This is a genomic window from Actinoplanes derwentensis, from assembly GCF_900104725.1.
Lineage (GTDB): Bacteria > Actinomycetota > Actinomycetes > Mycobacteriales > Micromonosporaceae > Actinoplanes > Actinoplanes derwentensis.
Window position 1 is genome coordinate 93277 of record NZ_LT629758.1, and the last position, 19016, is coordinate 112292.

Below are 19016 nucleotides of genomic sequence, written 5' to 3' on the forward strand. Positions count from 1 at the left end.
AGGCCCGGCTCAGACCACGGCTCGTAGGTCGGCGATGCGTTCCTGCAGGATGGCCGCCTGGTTCTCGGAGAGGCCGCCCTCGTTGAGCCGCTGACGCACCTTGCGCCGCAGCTGGTCGACCTGGTCGGTGAGGTCGTCGCCGGAGTCCGGGTCGATCAGGCGCAGCAGGTTCTCGAAGTCGAGGGCCACGTCCTGCCGGATCTCGCCCTGTTCCTCGCCCCGTTCGACGGCGGTCCGCACCCGGCGCAGCGCCACGTCGACGGTCAGCGCCGCGGTGATCGCCTGACTCGCCGAGGTGACGGCGGCCGACGGGCTGGGTGAGCCGGCCGAGGGCGAAGGGCTCGGCGACACGCTGGGCGGAACCGGCGGTGGTGTCTCGGCGTTCTCGGTGACGGACACCGTGGGTTCGGTGGTGTCGGCCGGCCCGGCGGCGAACTCACCCTCCCGGCTGGACGTCCCGACGGCCTGCACGGCGAAGACGAACGCGACGGCGAACGCGAGCAGGGCGGCGCCGACCGCCACCCGGCGTACCACCGGTGTGCTCTGTGTGACGGCGCCCGCGGTGGCCGGGACCTTGGCGTGACCGGTGGGTGGTCGGCCCGGCAGCGGAATGGTCAGCCGGGCCGGGGCGGACGGGATCAGCCGGGACAGCACCCGGCGGGCCTGCGCGGCGGTCGGGCGGCGGTGCGGGTCCTCGTCGAGGCAGCGCATCACCAGCTCCCGCAGCCGGCCGGGCAGCGCCTCCGGCAGGGGAGTGGGCCCGTGCACGAGGGCGGCGGCCAGTTCCTCCCAGGTGTTGACGTCGTACGGCGGATCACCGGTGACCATCTCGAACAGCAGCACGCCCAGCCCGTACAGATCGGTCGCGGGTTCGGCGGGTTTGCCGTCCAGTCGTTCCGGGGCCGCGTAGGCGGGCGTGCCGAAACTGGCGCCGGTCTCGTCGTCGTCCGGCTCACCGGCGGCGGCACTGATCCCGAAGTCGAGGAGTTTGACACCGCCGGGGCAGAGCATCACGTTGCCCGGTTTGATGTCACGGTGCACCACGCCGGCGGCGTGCGCGGCGGCCAGAGCCTCGGCGACCGCGGTACCGATCGACACCGCCTCACCCCACGGCATCGGCCCGCCGAGGTCGCAGAGCCGGGCCGCCACCGTCTCCCCGGCCAGTAGTTCCATCACCACGAACGGGGCGACCGAACCGTCCGGCCGGACCGCCTCCCGGTAGTCGTGCACGGCGGCGATGCCCGGATGGGACAGCCGCGCGGCGAGCCGGGCCTCCCGCCAGGCCAGGTGCGCGGCCCGGGTGTCACCGGCCGGAAGCTTGACCGCGACCGGCCTGTCCAGCAACTCGTCGGTCGCCCGCCAGACCTGCGCCATGCCGCCGGTCTCCAACAGCGTCACCAGGCGGTATCGGGAGGCGAGCAGGACACCGGTGTCCGGCCAAACTTCGTGCATCCCAGGACATTCACGTAGTGCGGCGGGCATGTCAACTCTTGCGGTGCTCAGACGCGGCGCATCTCACCGTCGATGACAAAACACGAGGCAACCGAACCGCACCCGGGAGCACCCCGTTGTTGAACCCCGGCCTGCCGAAGCTTGGGTCCTCCCCGAGAAACCAAGGAGTTCCCAAAATGCGCATGCGCCGTACCGCAGTCGTCGTCGCCACCGTGGCCACCGCCTTCACCGTCTCCGTCGCCGGCAGCACCGCCGCATACGCCCAGACCGGTAGCGGCAAGGATCGCAAGCCGTACCCGACCGGCTCGGCGAAGCCCAAGTCCAGCGACTCGAAGGTGAAGCTCAAGCCCACCCCGGCGGTCACCGTCACCGCCACGGTCAACCCGACGGTCACCGCCACCGCCAGCCCGACCAGCTCGTCGGGTTCGTCCGGCCTCAAACTGCTCAAGCCGTTCCAGGCCACCGGAACGCTCGACGCGGTGAACCTGGCGGCCGGCACGATCACCGTGGACGCGACGAGCGGCACGGCCGACGTGATCGGCAAGGACATCACGGTGAAAGTCCCGAAGGTCGCCCAGGTGCTGCTGAACGGCAAGAACGTGCTGCCCGGCGACCTGACCACCGGGCTGAAGGTGTCGGTGGGCGGCCTGCGTACCGACGACACCTACACCGCCGGCCTGATCCAGGCCGGTGTCACCCCGGGCGGCATCCAGGCCGGTATCAACCTGGGCGGCATCCAGGCCGGTATCAACCTGGGTGGCGTGAAGCCCACCACGACCCCGGCACCCACCACCTCACCGCTGGTCGGCGTGACGATCGGGGTCGGGTCGGGCCGGACTCCGGCGCCCACCAGATCGCCGCTGGTCGGCGTGACGATCGGGGTGGGTTCGGGCCGGACCGCGACGCCCACCACCGCCGCACCCACCGTCACGGTCACCGTCACCCGGACCGTCACGCCCACCCCGACCGTCTCGATCGAGCCCGGCAACCCGTGAGCCGCCGGTGATCCCCCGGGACCGGCACGCCCCACCCGCCATGACAAGCCGGGGCGTGCCGGTCACCGGCGTTCTACCGCTGAGGTTAATTCTCGCTCCGATCCGGCCGATAGCCGACGGGGAAGGTCCCCGTCAGGACGGAGTGCGGCATGGCGCCACCGTTGTCCACCCGGCTGCTGCGTGACCCCGGACTGATCGCGCTGACCGTGGTGGCCGTGCTGGTGGTCGGCGCGTGTCTGCTGGACGTGGGCACCTCGTACGGTCAACTGGTCGCCTGCGCGATCATCACGCCGATCCTGGACGTGTTCCAGTTCCACCTCGCCCGCCGGGTCTGCGCGCTGCCCGGTCTGCCGCGGTACGCCCACCGGTTCTGGCGGGCGATCTCGGTTGCCGGGCTGTTCTACCTCAGCGGCGACCTGGTGCAGCTGGCGACGATCCTGAACGATCCGGGCCTCGAGGAGAACATCGCCCATCCGGTGCAGTCGCTGACCCTGATGGCCGGGATGATCACGATCTGTGTGGCCGCGATGCGCCCCGGCGACCCGGCTGGCCGGTCTCGCCGGGACCGGCTCCGGATGACGCTGGACACCATGATCGTCAGCAGTGCGTCGGCCGTGGTGGCCTGGGCGTTGATGAGCCGGCCGGACACCGGGAGCCAGGGTGCCGGCGACCACCTGCTGGCCCTGTTCGGCTGCGGTGTGATCCTGTGCGCGGCGTACGCGGCGCTGCGGGCGGCCCTGACCGGGGTCGCCCCGGCCAGTCTTGCCGCCGCCGCCCCGCTCGCGGTCTCGACGGTGTTCCTGGCCGCGTCGAACATTCTGCTGCCCACCGGCGCCGTGACGGACGTCGGCACCCAGATGGCGCTGCTGCTCGTCCCGTCCTTCATCGTGCTCGCCGCACCCCGGATCCAGGTGCTTCAAGGGCGGGCCGGTCTGGAGGGGCAGTGGCTTAGCCTGCGGACCCGGCAGTACGGCAACCTGCCCTACGCCGGGACCGTGGTCTGCGCGGCCACGCTGGTGATCGTGCTGGCCACCAGCGGCCTGGGTGTCTCCGCGTGGGGCGCCCTGGCCGGGCTGCTGGCCAACGTCGGCATGGTGATCGCCCGGCAGGTGCTGACGCTGGCCGAGAACAACAGCCTGATCGAGGAGGTCCAGGACCGGGAGCGGCGGCTCACCGCCCTGCTGGAGCAGTTGCGGTTCCAGGCCGGCCATGACGAACTGACCGGGCTGGCGAACCGCCGCCAGTTCACCGCGGCGATGGCGGAGCGGTCCGGCGACGCCACGGTACTGCTGATCGACCTCAACCGTTTCAAACAGATCAATGACACGTACGGGCATGCCGCCGGGGACGCCATGCTGAGACACGTGACCGGTCTCCTGCTGGAGTGCGCCGGCCCGGGCGACCTGCCGGCTCGTCTGGGTGGCGACGAGTTCGCCGTCCTGGCCGCCGGTGACGCGGCCGCGGGCGAGCAGATCGCGGCCCGGCTGCGGACGGCCTTGAACCGTCCGGCCCGGATCGCCGGCCGGCCGATCCGCCCGGGCGCGAGCATCGGCGTGGCCAGCGGGCCGGCCGACGACCCGGACCAGCTGCTGCACACCGCCGACCTGCGGATGTACGAGGAGAAACAGCGAAGCCGGGCCGTCGTGTGATGCGGGGCTGGACCGCCGCGGCCGGAGCCGTCTGTCTGCTGGGCACCCTCTGGTACCTGAGCTGGATGGTCGCGTCCCCCGGCACCGTGGCGGTCGGCTACCTGTTCATGCCGGTCACCATGACGATCGGCGCGCTGTCGGTGCGCCGTCTGCGCCGGAGCATCCCGATGGAACCGCCGGGCCGCCGGTTCTGGCTGCTGCTGGAGATCTGCTGCCTGCTGTTCGCGGCCGGGTTCGCCCTGCTGGCCGTGGCCGCTTTCCGGGCCGCCCCGGAGCTGGCCGCGATGCCGCCGGCCGGTGCCGCGCTGATCGGCTCCGGGGTGCTGGTCGCGATGTGGGGCGTGGGCCAGGTGCCGCTCGGCGTGACGACCTGGGCGGAACGCGGCCGGCAGTGGCTGGACCGGACCATCGCCTTCCTCGGCTGCGCCACCGTGCTGTGGCATCTCGGTATCGCCCCGATGGTGTGGGCGGCCGAACCGTGGAGTGTCCCGGCGCTGTCGGTGCTGCTGCTGGCGTGCCTGTTCGCCGCCGGGTCGATCACCAAGGTGGCCTACATCGCCGGTGGGCCGGTGGACCGAACCGCGATGCGCCTGGTCGCCTCGACCGGCCTGGTCGCCGCCGTGGTGTCGCTGCTCGCCGTCCTCGGCGGCTACCAGGGAATCCTGCCCGGCCAGGCGGTGTGCATGCCGGTCTGCGGCCTGCTGATCACGCTCGCCGCCGGCCGTCAGCGGGCCACCGCGGCCCACTCCGGCCCGGCCGGCACCGGCAACGTCTGGCTGCCCTATCTGGCGGTGCTCGCGGTCGACGTGCCGGTCGTGGACGTGCTGATCCGCCCTCGGTTCTGGACGCCGGGCGTCTGGGAGGGCCGTCTGGTGGTCTCCTCGGCGGTGGTGGTGACCGCCCTGGTGGCGTTGCGGCAGTACGTGGTCTGGCGTGACAACATGGCCCTGCTGCGGGAGAAACGGGAGTCCGAGGCGCGGCTGCGGCACGAGACCACCCACGATCCGCTGACCGGGCTGGCCAACCGGGCGCTGTTCCGGCAGGCCCTGGACACCGCCCTGGAGACCGGCCCGGCCACCGTGCTGCTGGCCGACCTGGACGAGTTCAAGACGGTCAACGACTCGCTCGGCCACGACGCCGGTGACGGGCTGCTCGCCGCGTTCGCCGTGGTGCTGCGGGACGCGGCCGGGCCGGGCGCCGCGGTGGCCCGGCTGGCCGGCGACGAGTTCGCGGTGCTGCTGCCCGGCGACGTCACCGGAGAACAGGCCGCCGAGCGGGTGGCCGCGGTGACCGTGCGGCCGATCAGCGAGCAGCGGCTGCTGGTCCGGTTCAGCGCCGGCCTGGACACCGCGCCGCGGGGTACCCCGGCGAGTCAGGTGCTGCGTCGCGCCGACGCCGCCCTCTACATGGCGAAGGAACGCGGCGGTGCCAACTGGGTGCGGTACGCCGACGGCATGGAACGACCCGCCTCCGCACACGCCCGCCTCGGCGGCGACCTGCGCCGGGCCTTGGACGACGGCGAGTTCACCCTGCTCTACCAGCCGCTGGTGGCGCTGGACGGCGGCCGGATAGTCGGGGTGGAGGCACTGGTCCGCTGGGAGCACCCGGAACGCGGCACGGTGTCACCGGCCGACTTCATCCCGGCGGCCGAGCGGACCGGGCTGATCGTGCCGCTGGGCCGGTGGGTGCTGCGCGAGACCTGCCGGCAGGCGGCCGCGTGGATCGCCGAGTTCGGCCCGGACGTCCTGGAGAAGGCGTCCCCGAACGTGTCGGTGCGGCAGTTGCACGACCCCGACTTCGTCGCCGACGTGGCGGCCGCCCTCGCCGATTCGGGACTGCCCGCCGCCCGTCTCGTCCTGGAACTCACCGAGTCGGCCGTGCTCCGCGGACATCACGTGTCCCAGGTGCTGCAGGAGATCCACGCGATGGGCGTACGCCTGGCCCTGGACGACTTCGGCACCGGCGAGTCGTCATTGAGCCTGTTGCGCGCCTTCCCCGCGGCGATAGTCAAGCTGGACAAGTCGTTCGTCGACCACATCGAACTCGACGAGCCCGGCACCCCGGCGGCCGACGCCCGGCAGGCGGTGGCCCGCGCGGTGGTGCAGCTGGCGGGGGCCCTCGGCCTGGAGACGGTGGCCGAGGGCATCGAGAACCAGGAGCAGGCCGACCGGCTGCTCCAGCTGGGCTACACCGTCGGCCAGGGCTATCACCTGTTCCGCCCGATGCCGTCGGAGAAGCTCACCGAGATCCTCGCGGCCCGCCGGGTGACGGCGGCCGCCTGAGAGGCCCGGGTGACGGCGGCCGCCTGAGTGGCCTCCGGGTGACGGTGAGCGCCGTAGGGGCCGATATCGTACGGAGATGGACGCCGCTGACTCGCTGGCCGAATGGCTGGGCCGGCTCACGTTCGAGGGCCTGTCCGAGGGCGACGCCACCGCCCGGATCGTCGGCGAGATCGCCAAGTGGGCCGACTGGCAGGGCTGGCGGGTCTACCGGCGCGCGCCGAGTGTCTTCCCGCTGCCGCCGCCGTTGCGCGGCCATTCGGTGCTGGACGTCGCGTGCGCCCGGCCCGGCGATCAGCCGATCGCGATCGAGGTGGACCGCACCGACCGGCAGCGGACCGTCGACAAGCTGCTCGCCGAGGCCGCCGCCGGCCGGGTGGCGATCTGGGTGCGCTGGGGTGCCGGCCCGTTCCCGCCGCCACCGCTGCCGGTGCACCTGGTGAGCGTCGAGGCCATCCGCCGGTCCGGCCGGTGGCACACCGTGACGGCGGCCCGGCCCGCCCCGCAGCACTCCGCCGTCGACCCGATGGGTGTGGAGGCGCCGTTGTGGGAGGCGTGAACCAGCCGGACGGTTGAACCGCTGATGGCATTGATCACGAATTCCACCCCTTCGAATCATTTGCCGGAGGGTATTCGATAGGTCACGCTTGGTGGCGTGACACAGCATCCGCGGAGAAACCCGGCGTCCTGGTGGGCGCAGTTCCCAGTGGCCTCCGAGCGGTTCGACGCCGCCTACCTGACGGAGGGGCTGGGTGAGCTGATCACCCCGAAGATCGCCTCGCCGCTGCTGCGGCGAGAGGCGGAACTGGCCGTCTACGCGGTGGTGCGGCACCTGAACCGGCCGCAGTCGGAGGAGTTCGCCGATCGCGCGGCGAAGAGTGCCGAGCGGCTGGTCGCCACGGTGGCCCGGCTCGAGGAGCGCTCCGGCGACGGGTTCTCACTGGTCGAGGCACACGCGGTCGCGCTGCTGCTACAGGGCCGGCTCGGGGAGGCCGCGCATGCCGCCGAGGAGTTCCTGAAGACGCAGCAGATCCTGCGGCTGTTCGTCGGCGCGCTGCGGATGGAGCGTTTCGACGTGAACCTGACGGTGCGGATGCTGGCGGCCGGGCATCAGCCGGCCGCGGCGATGCAGTCCGGCCTGGTCGTCGGGAAGTACAGCTGGTGGCCCAGCTGGCTGGTCAACATCGTCACCGAGCGGGCGATGGCCGGTCATCTGGACGAGGAGATGGTCAGTGCCCTGGACCGGTGCGCCTACGCGGAGCTGACCCCGGCCCAGTCCCGGATCGCCCGTCGGCTGCTCGCCGGGGAGGACGCCCTGGTCGACGCCTCCGCGATCCGCCTGGAGGGCCTGGGCGAGCCGGAGGCGGCGAAGAAGTTGCGCCAGGGCGACCTGACCGCGGTCGCCCTGGCCGCCCGCCTCATCCCGGTCTGACAGACGTGTGGTGAGTTCGGGTGCGAATCGCACCCGAACTCACCACACGGAAACTAGGCGCCGCCTTCGGTGAGGGTGACGGGGGCCGGCTGGAACGCCGACCCGGTGACGTCGACGCCGGCCGCCTTGGCCGCCTCGATCGCCTGGTTGATGTAGTCGTTGGTGTAGGCCAGCCCTTCCGGGGCCTTGGTCAGGACGGTGTCGCCGGTCTGGTTCTTGGTGGTCATCGAGAGGTCCACGGTCTGCTTCCAGGCCGTTTCGTCGATGGCTCCGATTCCGGCGCCGGTGGCCGGCCAGATCAGCTTGTTGGTCTCGTTCATCTGCCACAGCTGGTGGCTCTTGCCGAGCTTGGATCCGGTGGCGACGACCAGGTCACGGCACTTCTCCGCGTTGTCGCGGCAGAACGCCCAGCCCTTGATCGTGGCGGTCAGGAACTTCACCGTCTGCGCCTGGTAGTTCGGGTCGCTGAGTTTCTCGGTGTTGGCCCAGACCGCGTCCTGCAGCATCGAGGAGCCTTCGGTCTTCCAGTCGATGACCGAGAAGTCGTCGGCGGTGTACAGCTTCCCGGTGGCCGGGTTCTTGGCTTCCAGGAGCTGGGCGTACTCGTTGTAGCTCATCGCCTGGGCGGCGTCGATCTCCTTCTTCAGCAGCGCCTGCATGTCGAACTGCTGCTGGACCAGGGTGACGTCCTTGCTGGGGTCGAGCCCGGCCTTGGTCATCCCGGCGAACAGTTCGAACTCGTTGCCGAAGCCCCAGTTGCCGACCTTCTTGCCCTTGAGGTCGGCGGCCTTGGTGATGCCGCTGTCCTTCCAGGCCACCTGGTAGGTGCCGGACCGGGCGAAGATCTGCCCGACGTCGGTGATCCCGGCGCCCTGTTCGCGGGAGGCGAGCGCCTTCGGCACCCACGCCACCGCGTAGTCGGCCTTACCGGTGGCGAGCACCGTCTGCGGGACGATGTCGACACCACCTTCGAGCAGCTCGACGTCGAGCCCCTGCTCCTTGTAGAAGCCCTGGTCCACGGCGGCGATGTAACCGGCGAACTGGGCCTGGAAGAACCACTGCAGCTGGAGCTTGATCGGGGTGAGGGCGCCGCTGGCGCCGGGGGCCGGAGTGGTGGCGGTATCGGCGGTGCCGCAGGCGCTCAAGGCGAGCACCGAAGCGAGAAGGGCTGTGCTGAATCTAGAACCGTGGGAGAGCTTCAAGACGCGAACCCCTTAACTGATCAACCGTTGTTTCCAAGGCATGGCCACACGTTCGAGCAGGAGCGTGACCAGGTAGAAGGTGAGTCCGAGGAGGCAGGCGCCGGCCACGAAGGCCCATGCACGGGGGTAGGCGGTGAACGCCGCGGCGGAGGTGATCCGCGCGCCGAGCCCGTCCTGCAGCCCGCCGAAGTACTCGGCGACGACCGCTGCGATGACGGCCAGCGACGACGCCTGTCGCAGACCGGTGAACAGATGGGGGAGCGCGCCGGGCAGCCGGACCTTGCGGGCGAACGTCCACCCGCCGGCCGCATACGTGCGCATCAGCTCCTGATGGACCGGATCGACCTCGCGCAGCCCGCGCAGCAGGTTGAGGAAGACCGGGAAGAACACCACGATGCCGGTGACCACCCGGCGCGGGAGGCTGCTGGTCGACTCGAACATGTTGTTGAGGATCGGGGCGAGCGCGATGATCGGCAGCGCGTTGACCACCGCCGCGAACGGGATCGACACCTCACCGAGCAGCGCCGACCGGCTCGCGGCGAGCGCGGCCAGCACCGCCAGCAGCGTCCCACCGATCAGCCCGACCAGCGCGTTCGTGCCGCTGGCCAGGGCGGCCTCCCAGATGTTGACGCGCTGTTCGACGATCTGCGCCCAGATGGCCGAGGGAGCGGGCAGGATGAAGGGCGCGACCCGGCCCAGAGTCACGAAGAGCTCCCACAACCCCAGAGCGACCACCCCGAAGACCACCGGCGGCAGTACGCGTCTCATGCCGCCACCTCCGCTTCGCTCCGGCGTCGCCATGAGGTCAGAACTGTGCCTGATGATTCGCTCGCAAGCTCGCTCATGAGCGCAGCGCCTGACGTACCTCAGTGATCTTTTCGAAGTAGACCGGAGCCTGCCGTCCCACCTCGTCCCGGGAGGGGAGTTTCACCTCGATCGACGCGGTGATCCGGCCGGGCCGGGCCGACATGACGACCACCCGGTCGGACAGGAACACCGCCTCGGAGATCGAGTGGGTGACGAAGACGGTGCTGGTGCCGGTCGTGGCGCAGATGCCGAGCAGTTCCGACTGCAGGCGTTCGCGGGTCATCTCGTCGAGGGCACCGAACGGTTCGTCCATCAGCAGCAGCGGCGGCTGGACCGCGAGAGCGCGGGCGATCGCGACCCGCTGCTGCATGCCGCCGGAGAGCTGACCGGGGTAGTGCCCGGCGAAGTCGGCCAGCCCGACCAACTCCAGCATCTGTTCCGCCTTGGCCTTGCGCTCGCTCTTGGGCACGCCACGCAGTTCCAGGGGCAGTTCGACGTTGCGGCGCACGGTTCGCCACTCGAAGAGACCGGCCTGCTGGAAGGCGATGCCGTACTCCTGCTCGCGGCGGGCCTGCGCGGCCGGTTTCCCGGCGACGGTGATCGTGCCGGTGGTCGGCTCGATCAGGTCGGCGATCAGCCGCAGCAGCGTGCTCTTGCCACAACCCGACGGACCGATCAGCGACACGAACTCGCCGTCACCGACGGTCAGATCCACGTCGGAGAGGGCGAGCACCTCATCCGTACGACCCTGATTGAAGATCTTGGTCAGTTGGTCGACGACCACCGCGGTCAAAGCGTCACCACCTCCACATGGCGCCGGTGCCGCATCAGCGGCAGTTCGAGAAGGGAGACGAAACCGGCGACCAGCAGGCCGAGCAGGGCCGCGCCGATCATCGCCGTGTAGACCTTGGCGGGATCCGAGGTGGCCTCCCGCGAGTATTCGATGATCAGCCGGCCGATGCCGCCGCGCGTACCGGTCGAGATCTCCCCGACCACCGCGCCGACCACGGCCGCCGCGCCGGCCAGGCGCAACGCCGGGAACAGGTAGGGCAGCGCCGCCGGGAAACGCAGTTTCACCAGCGTGCGCCACCAGCCGGCCGCGTAACTGCGCATCAGTTCCACACCGCTGTCGGCCGGCGACTGGAGCCCGCGCAGCATGCCCACCGCGACCGGGAAGAACGCCAGGTAGGCGGCGATCACCGCCACGGTCGCCCACGGCGGCATCAGCGTGCCGCCCCACCCGGCGATCAACGGGGCGAGAGCGACGAGCGGCACGGTCTGGGACAGGATGACGTACGGCAGCAGGCCCCGCTCGACGATCCGGAAACGTTGCATGGCCGCTGCCAGGAGCAGCCCGATCACCGCCCCCACCAGGAACCCGGCCGCGGTGATCCCGAGCGTGAACACGCACGCGTCGAGGACCACCCGCCACACCGGCCGGCCGCCGGTCATCTCCGGATCGGCCAGCCGTTGCACGATCGTCCACAGGTGGGGCATGGAGAGGTCGTCGGCGCGCGGGAGCACCCGCACGCCGAACAGCACCGTCCCCTCGGGATCGCCGGCCGCCTTGTAGCCTTCCCAGACGAGCGCGGCCGCGATCAGACCGGCGAGCACCGAGAGGACGCGCCTCACGAGGAGAACGCCGGGATGACGTGTTCGCCGTAGGAGGCGAGGGTCTCGGCCTTCGCGTCGTGCTGGAGATAGACGGCGAACTGGTCGACGCCCAGCTCCTTCAGCTCCGCCAGCTTCTTCAGGTGACTCTCCACCGGGCCGAGCACACAGAACCGGTCGACGATCTCGTCCGGTACGAACGTGGTGTGACTGTTGCCGGCGCGACCGTGCTCCGCGTAGTCGTACCCCTGGCGGGCTTTGATGTAGTCGGTGAGAGCCTGCGGGACCGCTCCGGACGATCCGTAGCGCGCCACGATGTCCGCCACGTGGTTGCCGACCATGCCACCGAACCAGCGGGTCTGCTCCCGCTGATGGTCGAGGTCGTCGCCGACGTAGGCCGGGGCCGCCACGCAGAACTTGATGGCGTCCGGGTCTCGCCCCTTGCCGGCCGCGGCTTTCCGGACCGCTTTGATCATCCACTCGGCGATGTCCGGGTCGGCGAGCTGCAGGATGAAACCGTCACCCACCTCGCCGGTGATGGCCAGGGCCTTCGGGCCGTACGCCGCCACCCACACCGGCAGGCGGCTGTCGGCGGCCCACGCGAGCTGGAGTTCCTGCCCGCGGACCGTGACCTTCTCCCCGTTGCCCAGGCCCTTGATCGCCAGGACGCTCTCGCGCAACTGGCCGAGCGTCTGCGGGGTGAGCCCGAGGACCCGCAGCGCCGAGTCGCCACGGCCGATGCCGCAGACCGTCCGGTTGCCGTACATCTCGTTGAGGGTCGCGAAGGTCGACGCGGTGACCGTCCAGTCCCGGGTGCCCGGGTTGGTCACCATCGGCCCGACCACGATCCGTTCGGTGGCGCCCAGGATCGCCGAGTAGACGACGAACGGCTCCTGCCAGAGCACGTGCGAGTCGAACGTCCAGAAATGGCTGAAGCCGGCCGCCTCGGCCTTCTTCGCCCACTCGACGATCTCCAGCGCGGGTGGGTCGTTCTGCAAGACGACACCGATGTCCATACCCGCCCCTTCCTAGATCAGGTAGTCGCTGAGGCCGCGTTTGACGTACCGGCCACGGCCGGCCCGCCCGGTGTACTCGCCACCGGAGGCGATCACCTCGCCGCGGGAGAGGACCGTGTCGACCTTGCCGTCGATCTCCCAGCCCTCCCAGGCCGAATGGTCCATGTTCATGTGATGGGTCTCGGCGCTGATCCGGGTCCGCCCGTTCGGGTCGTAGATGACCACGTCGGCGTCCGAACCGGGCGCGATGACACCCTTGCGCGGGAACAGCCCGAACATCCGGGCCGGGGTGGTCGCGATCGTCTCCACCCAGCGGCTCAGCGACAGCTTTCCCTCGACGACACCCTGGTAGAGCAGGTCGACGCGGTGCTCGACACTGCCGATACCGTTCGGGATCTTGGAGAAGTCGCCGCGGCCCAGTTCCTTCTGGTCCTTGAAACAGAACGGGCAGTGGTCGGTCGACACCACCGACAGGTCGTTGGTGCGCAGGCCCTGCCACAGATCGGCCCGGTGCGTCTCGTGCTTGCTGCGCAGCGGCGTCGAACAGACCCACTTGGCACCCTCGAAACCGGGCGCGCCGAGCTGGTCCTCCAACGTCAGGTACAGGTACTGCGGGCAGGTCTCGGCGAAGACGTTCTTGCCCTCGTTGCGGGCCCGCGCCACCTGCTCCAGGGCCTTGGACGCGCTCAGGTGCACGATGTAGAGCGGGCAGTCGGCGGCCACCGACGCCAGCCAGATCGCCCGGCTGGTGGCCTCCGCCTCCAGTTCCTGCGGCCGGGTCAGGCCGTGGTGGATCGGATCCGTCTCGCCGCGTTCCAGGGCCTGCTTGACCAGCACGTCGATGGCCGGGCCGTTCTCCGCGTGCATCATGATCATGGCGCCGTTGTCACGGGCCTTCTGCATCGCGCGCAGGATCTGACCGTCGTCGGAGTAGAAGACACCCGGGTACGCCATGAACAGCTTGAAACTGCTGATGCCCTCGTTGGCGACCAGGTAGTCCATGGCCTTGAGCGACTCGTCGTCGACCCCGCCCATGATCATGTGGAAGGCGTAGTCGATGTGACAGTTGCCCTCGGCCTTACCGTGCCAGGCGGCCAGGCCGTCCTGGATCACCTCACCGGTCTTCTGCACCGCGAAGTCGATGATCGTGGTGGTGCCGCCGATCGCCGCCGCCTTGGTGCCGGTGTCGAACGTGTCGCTGGCGTGCGTGCCGCCGAACGGCAGCTCCATGTGGGTGTGCGCGTCCACGGCACCCGGGATCACGTACTTCCCGGTGGCGTCGATGGTGTCCGCGATCTCCGGCGCGGTGCCCGGCGCGAACAGGGCGGTGATCGTCTCACCGTCGATGAGGACGTCCGCCTTGATCGCGCCGACCGGCCCGACCACGGTCCCGCCCTTGATCAGCAACGTCACGGTGCCACCAGCCCGTCGTACGAGTCGGGCCGGCGGTCCCGGTAGAACTGCCACCGGTCCCGGACCGTGTTCAGCAGGTTCAGGTCCAGGTCCCGGATCACCAGCTCCGGATTGTGGGTGTCGGCCACCTCGCCGACGAACTTGCCCTCCGGGTCGACGAAGTACGTCTGCCCGTAGAAGTCGTTGTCACCCAGATCCTCGACACCGACCCGGTTGATGGCGCCGATGAAGTACTCGTTCGCGACCGCGCTGGCCGGCTGCTCCAGCTGCCACAGGTAAGAGGAGAGACCCCGGCTGGTGGCCGACGGGTTGAACACGATCTGCGCGCCGTTCAGGCCGAGAGCCCGCCAGCCCTCCGGGAAGTGCCGGTCGTAACAGATGTAGACGCCGACCTTGCCGACCGCGGTGTCGAACACCGGATACCCCAGGTTGCCGGGCCGGAAGTAGAACTTCTCCCAGAACCCCTTGACCTGCGGGATGTGGTGCTTGCGATATTTGCCGAGGTACTCACCGTCGGCGTCGATCACGGCGGCGGTGTTGTAGAGGACACCCGGCTGCTCCTGCTCGTACATCGGCAGGACCATGACCATGCCCAGCTCCGCGGCGAGTGCCTGGAAACGCTCGGTGGTCGGACCGGGGACGGACTCGGCGTACTCGTAGTACGCGGCGTCCTGGACCTGGCAGAAGTACGGGCCGTAGAAGAGTTCCTGGAAACAGATCACTTTCGCGCCCTGGGCGGCGGCTTCGCGAGCGTAATCCTCGTGAACCTTGATCATGGATTCCTTGTCGCCCGTCCAGGTGGTCTGGACGAGGGCGGCGCGGACGACTCCGGTCGTCATAGCGGCCCCTCTCTCGTTGATCTCTCGCACGCGCAGTGCGCCATGAAGCGCCTGTGATCGTGTGTTTACTCCTCGTTATAGGTCCTGCGCCAGGTCTTGCTTGTAAGCGCCGGATGCCGTAGGACACTAACGACACACATTGAGGCGAACAATTGCCCGTACGTTACGGAATGTTTCGGAGACGATAATTTGCTGACCCTGATCACCGGGGCGGTTCAGGACAGAAGCGCCCGGGGCATCGCGGCCGCCGTGAGCCGGCTGATCACGTCCGGCCATCTGCCCGCGGGCGCCCGGCTGCCCACCGTCCGAGTGGTCGCCAGCGGGCTCGGCGTGAGCCCGACCACGGTCAGCGAGGCGTGGCGCAACCTCATCCTCGCCGGTGCCATCACCACGCGAGGCCGATCCGGCACCTTCGTCTCCGGGCCGCTGCCACCCCGCGCCCGGCTCCGGTACGCGCAGCTCAGCGGCGCCCGGCTCAACCTGCCCCGCGACCTGTCGACCGGCGTCCCCGACCCGCTGCTGCTGCCCGACCTGAGCGAGGCACTGCGCCGCATCGGCGACGGCCGCTGGTCCGGGAGCTACCTCGACGTCCCGGTGCTCCCCGAACTGGAGACCCTGCTGCTGCAGGGGTGGCCGTACCCGCCGGAGAGACTGACCGTCGTCGACGGTGCGATGGACGCCCTCGACCGCGTCGCCGGCGCCGTCCTGCGTTACGGCGACCACGTGCTCGTCGAGAACCCCGCCTTCCCGCCCCTGCTCGACCTGCTCCAAGCCGTCGGCGCCACCGTGATCGGCGTACCGATGGACTCCGCCGGGATCATCCCCGACGCCCTCCAGAAGGCCATCCGCGACTACCGCGCGGTCGCCCTCTTCCTCCAGCCGCGCGCCCACAACCCCACCGGCACCAGCATGGACGCCGCCCGCGCGGCACTACTGGCGAACGTCCTCCTCGAAGCACCGCACCTGCTGCTGGTCGAGGACGACCACGCCGGCGACATCGCCACCGCCCCGGTCGTCAGCCTCGGCCGCTACCTGCCCGAACGGACCGTCCGGGTGGCCAGCTTCTCCAAGAGCCACGGCCCCGACCTGCGCCTCGCCGCCGTCGGCGGGCCCGGCCACGTGCTCAGCGCGGTCGCCGACCGCAGACTGCTCGGTCCCGGCTGGTCCAGCCGGCTGCTCCAGGGCGTGCTGCTCGACCTGCTCACCGACCCGGGGACCGTCGCGCGGGTGGCAGCAGCCCGTTCCGCGTACGCCGAACGCCGCTCCTCGCTCCTGAAAGCCCTGCATGCTCGCGGTGTGAACGCGATGGCAGCCGACGGGATCAACCTCTGGATGGAGGTCCCCGACCAGCAGAACGCCCTGGTGGCCCTGGCCGCCCATGGTGTCGCGGCGGCGCCCGGCGCCCCGTTCTGCGTGACCCCGCTCGACAGCGACCACCTGCGGATCACCGCCGGACTGGTCGCCGACGGCTACGACGACCTGGCCGACGTGCTCGCGGCGGCCACCTTCCCCACCACCCGTGGCAGCGGCCGGCGTGGGCTCGCCCACCCGCCCGGCTGGCGGTAAGTAAGTTCCGGAAAGGAAACACGATGAGTCTGCTCGACCGGCACCGTGCCGTGATGCCGACCTGGATGCCCGTGTACTACGGCGAGGACGCCCTGGAGATCGTCTCCGGCAGCGGGCGGCGGGTCACCGACGCCACCGGGCGCACCTATCTGGACTTCTTCGGCGGCGTGCTGACCACGATGATCGGCTACGACATCGCCGAGATCAGCGACGCGGTCCGCAGTCAGATCGGCACCGGCGTCGCGCACACCTCGACCCTCTACCTGATCCGGCAGCAGGTCGAACTCGCCGAGAAGATCGCCCGGATCTCCGGCATCCCGGACGCCCGCGTCTTCTTCACCAACTCGGGCACCGAAGCCAACGAGTCCGCCCTGCTCATGGCCACCAACGTGCGCCGGTCCAACCAGGTCCTGGCGATCAAGAACAGCTACCACGGCCGTACGTTCGGCACGATGGCGATCACCGGGCACCGCTCCTGGTCGTCCAGCTCACTCAGCCCGCTCTCGGTGAACTGGCTGGCGTCCGCCGACCGGCTGCGCGGCCGGATGGCCGGACTCGGCGACACCGACCTGATCGACGCCGCCGTCGACGACCTGCGCGAGGTCCTCGCCACCGTCACCGCGGGCGACGTGGCCGCGCTGATCGCCGAGCCGATCCAGGGCGTCGGCGGCTTCGTGCACGGGCCGGACGGGCTGCTCGGGGCGTACCGGAAAGTCCTCGACGAGAGCGGCATCCTGCTCATCGCCGACGAGGTGCAGACCGGCTGGGGGAGGACCGGCGACCACTTCTGGGGCTACCAGGCGCACGACGTCGTCCCGGACCTGATCACCTTCGCCAAGGGCATCGGCAACGGATACGCCCTCGGCGGTGTGATCGGCCGGGCCGAGGTGATGAATGCGGTGCCCGCCATCAGCTTCGCCACCTTCGGCGGCAACCCGATCAGCACGGCGGCCGGCAACGCGGTCCTCGACTACGTGCTCGACCACGACCTGCAGGGCAACGCCAAGCGGGTCGGCACGATCCTGCTGGACGGGCTGCGCGCCCTGGACACCTCGATCGTGGCTGCGGTGCGGGGCCGGGGGCTGATGATCGGGCTGGAGTTCGTCCGGCCCGGGACCACCGAGCCGGACCCGGCCGTGACCGCGCGGGTCTTCGACCTCTGCCGGCAGAACGGTCTGCTGGTCGGCAAGGGCGGCCTTTACGGCAACGTGATCAGAATCGGTCCGGCGCTGACACTCACCGAAGCGGAGGCTCGCGACGGGCTGGCGATCTTGAGTGAAGCGGTCATGACGGCGGACACGGAGATTCGTACTCTATGAGTGTTTTGTACCTTTTATAGCTGGCGCATAGCTAAAGCAAAGTTCATCTGAAGGTTGTTGACGTAGACGCTGCGTAGTCACTTGATTGCGCAGCGTTCAAAATTGGAAAACGGGAGGTTAACGGAGGCGGAACCTTGTACATGTCCCGTTCCGCCTCTGGCAGTGGGCTCGTAACTCGGTCACGATCACGACGTGACAGAAACATCCGTGATCTTGGCGCTGGTGGTCATCACGGCCCTAGCCTTCGATTTCACCAACGGGTTCCATGACACCGCCAACGCGATGGCGACCTCCATCGCGACAAAGGCGCTCCGGCCCAAGACAGCCGTGGCCCTGTCGGGCGTCCTGAACCTCGTCGGGGCCTTCCTCTCGGTGGAAGTCGCACTGACCGTCACCAACGCCGTGGTCAAGATCCAGGACAAGAGCGGCGCCCCCAAGGCGGAACTCCTCGCCGACGGCGGCAGCACCCTGCTGCTGATCATCCTGGCCGGCCTGGTCGGTGGCATCGTCTGGAACCTGCTGACCTGGCTCCTCGGGCTACCGTCCAGTTCCTCCCACGCCCTCTTCGGCGGCCTCGTCGGCGCCACCCTCGCCGGCCTCGGCGTCGCGGGCGTCAACTGGAACGGCGACGGCTCCAAGCTCGACGGCGTGGTCGGCAAAGTCCTGCTCCCCGCCCTCATCTCCCCAGTCATCGCCGGTGCCGTCGCCGCCCTCGGCACCTGGGTGATCTTCAAGATCACCGCCGGAGTCGCAGCCCGGTTCACCGACAAAGGCTTCCGCTGGGGCCAGATCGGCAGCGCCTCGCTGGTCTCCCTGGCGCACGGCACCAACGACGCGCAGAAGACGATGGGCGTCATCACGCTCGCCCTCATCGCCAGCGGGCACTGGAACGACCTGGAGAACATCCCCCTCTGGGTGAAGGTCTCCGCCGCCCTCGCCATCGCGCTCGGCACCTACCTCGGCGGCTGGCGCATCATCCGCACCCTCGGCAAGGGCATCACCGACATCGTCCCGCCGCAGGGCACCGCCGCGCAGTCCGGCGCCGCCGCTGTCATCCTCGCGTCCAGCCACCTCGGCTTCGCACTCTCCACCACCCACGTCGCCACCGGCTCGGTCATCGGCTCCGGCCTCGGCCGCCCCGGCGCCACCGTCCGCTGGGGCGTCGCCGGCCGGATGGTCCTCGCCTGGATGATCACCCTGCCCGCCGCCGGAATCGTCGGCGCGGCCATGTACTGGATCGGCGACACCGTCGGCGGCACCGCCGGTGCCCTCGTCGTCGTCACCCTGCTCGTCCTGGCCTCGATCGCGATGTACCTGCGGTCCCGCAACGGCCGGGTCGACCACGAGAACGTCAACGACGACTGGGACGGCACCCCCGCCCCCGCCGCTGCCACCACCCCGTCCGTTCCCGCCGTCGTAGCCAACTGAAGGGCTTC

Annotated in this window: 16 protein-coding genes; 8 read left to right on the plus strand and 8 right to left on the minus strand. The window is 70.0% G+C overall.

What is annotated here, in order from left to right; translation table 11 throughout:
- Nucleotides 1-9 precede the first annotated feature (9 nt).
- Nucleotides 10-1452, minus strand: coding sequence for a serine/threonine-protein kinase (locus tag BLU81_RS00455; RefSeq protein ID WP_092540554.1), 1443 nt, complete (start codon nt 1450-1452; stop codon nt 10-12).
- A 176-nt stretch (nt 1453-1628) separates the two neighbouring features.
- On the opposite strand from BLU81_RS00455, the gene BLU81_RS00460 reads away from it, so the two are divergent.
- The 5 genes from BLU81_RS00460 (at nt 1629) to BLU81_RS00480 (ending at nt 7807) form a co-directional block, all read left to right on the plus strand.
- Entirely contained in the window at nt 1629-2447 is an 819-nt protein-coding gene (locus tag BLU81_RS00460) for a hypothetical protein (protein WP_157751055.1), read from the plus strand.
- A 149-nt stretch (nt 2448-2596) separates the two neighbouring features.
- A complete protein-coding gene (locus BLU81_RS00465) occupies nt 2597-4096 on the plus strand; it encodes a GGDEF domain-containing protein (protein ID WP_092540559.1) in 1500 nt (499 codons plus the stop codon).
- Nucleotides 4096-6378 (plus strand): putative bifunctional diguanylate cyclase/phosphodiesterase, encoded by a 2283-nt coding sequence (locus BLU81_RS00470; RefSeq protein ID WP_092540561.1) that lies wholly within the window; start codon nt 4096-4098, stop codon nt 6376-6378. The genes BLU81_RS00465 and BLU81_RS00470 overlap by 1 nt, the downstream gene beginning before the upstream one ends.
- A 76-nt stretch (nt 6379-6454) precedes the next feature.
- Complete coding sequence (locus tag BLU81_RS00475; RefSeq protein ID WP_092540563.1) at nt 6455-6934, plus strand: hypothetical protein; 480 nt, start codon at nt 6455-6457, stop codon at nt 6932-6934.
- 96 nt (nt 6935-7030) lie between these two features.
- On the plus strand, nt 7031-7807 hold the full coding sequence (locus tag BLU81_RS00480) for a hypothetical protein (RefSeq protein ID WP_092540565.1): 777 nt from the start codon (nt 7031-7033) through the stop codon (nt 7805-7807).
- A gap of 53 nt (nt 7808-7860) precedes the next feature.
- Here the strand turns inward: BLU81_RS00480 and BLU81_RS00485 are convergent, their stop codons facing one another.
- From BLU81_RS00485 to BLU81_RS00515, 7 genes are all read right to left on the minus strand, one after another.
- The gene (locus BLU81_RS00485; RefSeq protein ID WP_092540567.1) at nt 7861-8961 is read right to left on the minus strand and encodes an ABC transporter substrate-binding protein; all 1101 of its coding nucleotides are present in this window, start codon (nt 8959-8961) and stop codon (nt 7861-7863) included.
- A 60-nt stretch (nt 8962-9021) separates the two neighbouring features.
- A complete protein-coding gene (locus BLU81_RS00490) occupies nt 9022-9777 on the minus strand; it encodes an ABC transporter permease (protein ID WP_092540569.1) in 756 nt (251 codons plus the stop codon).
- Nucleotides 9778-9850: 73 nt separating this feature from the next.
- Nucleotides 9851-10600, minus strand: a complete 750-nt coding sequence (locus tag BLU81_RS00495; protein WP_231954912.1) for an ABC transporter ATP-binding protein — start codon at nt 10598-10600, stop codon at nt 9851-9853.
- A gap of 5 nt (nt 10601-10605) precedes the next feature.
- Complete coding sequence (locus BLU81_RS00500) at nt 10606-11448, minus strand: ABC transporter permease (protein WP_092540573.1); 843 nt, start codon at nt 11446-11448, stop codon at nt 10606-10608.
- A complete protein-coding gene (locus BLU81_RS00505) occupies nt 11445-12443 on the minus strand; it encodes a TIGR03842 family LLM class F420-dependent oxidoreductase (RefSeq protein ID WP_092540575.1) in 999 nt (332 codons plus the stop codon). The genes BLU81_RS00500 and BLU81_RS00505 overlap by 4 nt, the downstream gene beginning before the upstream one ends.
- Nucleotides 12444-12455: 12 nt before the next feature.
- Complete coding sequence (hydA, locus tag BLU81_RS00510; RefSeq protein WP_092540577.1) at nt 12456-13856, minus strand: dihydropyrimidinase; 1401 nt, start codon at nt 13854-13856, stop codon at nt 12456-12458.
- Nucleotides 13853-14695: a nitrilase-related carbon-nitrogen hydrolase gene (locus tag BLU81_RS00515; RefSeq protein WP_092540579.1), complete on the minus strand. Its 843-nt coding sequence runs from the start codon at nt 14693-14695 to the stop codon at nt 13853-13855. Before BLU81_RS00515 ends, hydA begins: the two co-directional genes overlap by 4 nt.
- A gap of 189 nt (nt 14696-14884) precedes the next feature.
- Here BLU81_RS00515 and BLU81_RS00520 point away from each other — a divergent pair, with 189 nt between their 5' ends.
- The 3 genes from BLU81_RS00520 to BLU81_RS00530 all read left to right on the plus strand — a co-directional run bounded on the left by BLU81_RS00520 (nt 14885) and on the right by BLU81_RS00530 (nt 19008).
- Nucleotides 14885-16261, plus strand: coding sequence for an aminotransferase class I/II-fold pyridoxal phosphate-dependent enzyme (locus BLU81_RS00520; protein ID WP_092540581.1), 1377 nt, complete (start codon nt 14885-14887; stop codon nt 16259-16261).
- A gap of 23 nt (nt 16262-16284) precedes the next feature.
- Nucleotides 16285-17580 (plus strand): aspartate aminotransferase family protein, encoded by a 1296-nt coding sequence (locus BLU81_RS00525; RefSeq protein WP_092540583.1) that lies wholly within the window; start codon nt 16285-16287, stop codon nt 17578-17580.
- A gap of 192 nt (nt 17581-17772) precedes the next feature.
- Nucleotides 17773-19008: an inorganic phosphate transporter gene (locus BLU81_RS00530; RefSeq protein ID WP_092540585.1), complete on the plus strand. Its 1236-nt coding sequence runs from the start codon at nt 17773-17775 to the stop codon at nt 19006-19008.
- The last annotated feature ends 8 nt before the right edge of the window (nt 19009-19016 follow it).

Coding starts and splice junctions, on each gene's coding strand:
- BLU81_RS00505 (WP_092540575.1), bottom strand. CDS start 12,443: ATGGACATCGGTGTCGTCTTGCAGAACGACCCACCCGCGCTGGAGATC.
- BLU81_RS00460 (WP_157751055.1), top strand. CDS start 1,629: ATGCGCATGCGCCGTACCGCAGTCGTCGTCGCCACCGTGGCCACCGCC.
- BLU81_RS00465 (WP_092540559.1), top strand. CDS start 2,597: ATGGCGCCACCGTTGTCCACCCGGCTGCTGCGTGACCCCGGACTGATC.
- BLU81_RS00470 (WP_092540561.1), top strand. CDS start 4,096: ATGCGGGGCTGGACCGCCGCGGCCGGAGCCGTCTGTCTGCTGGGCACC.
- BLU81_RS00455 (WP_092540554.1), bottom strand. CDS start 1,452: ATGCACGAAGTTTGGCCGGACACCGGTGTCCTGCTCGCCTCCCGATAC.
- BLU81_RS00490 (WP_092540569.1), bottom strand. CDS start 9,777: ATGAGACGCGTACTGCCGCCGGTGGTCTTCGGGGTGGTCGCTCTGGGG.
- BLU81_RS00525 (WP_092540583.1), top strand. CDS start 16,285: ATGAGTCTGCTCGACCGGCACCGTGCCGTGATGCCGACCTGGATGCCC.
- BLU81_RS00515 (WP_092540579.1), bottom strand. CDS start 14,695: ATGACGACCGGAGTCGTCCGCGCCGCCCTCGTCCAGACCACCTGGACG.
- BLU81_RS00475 (WP_092540563.1), top strand. CDS start 6,455: ATGGACGCCGCTGACTCGCTGGCCGAATGGCTGGGCCGGCTCACGTTC.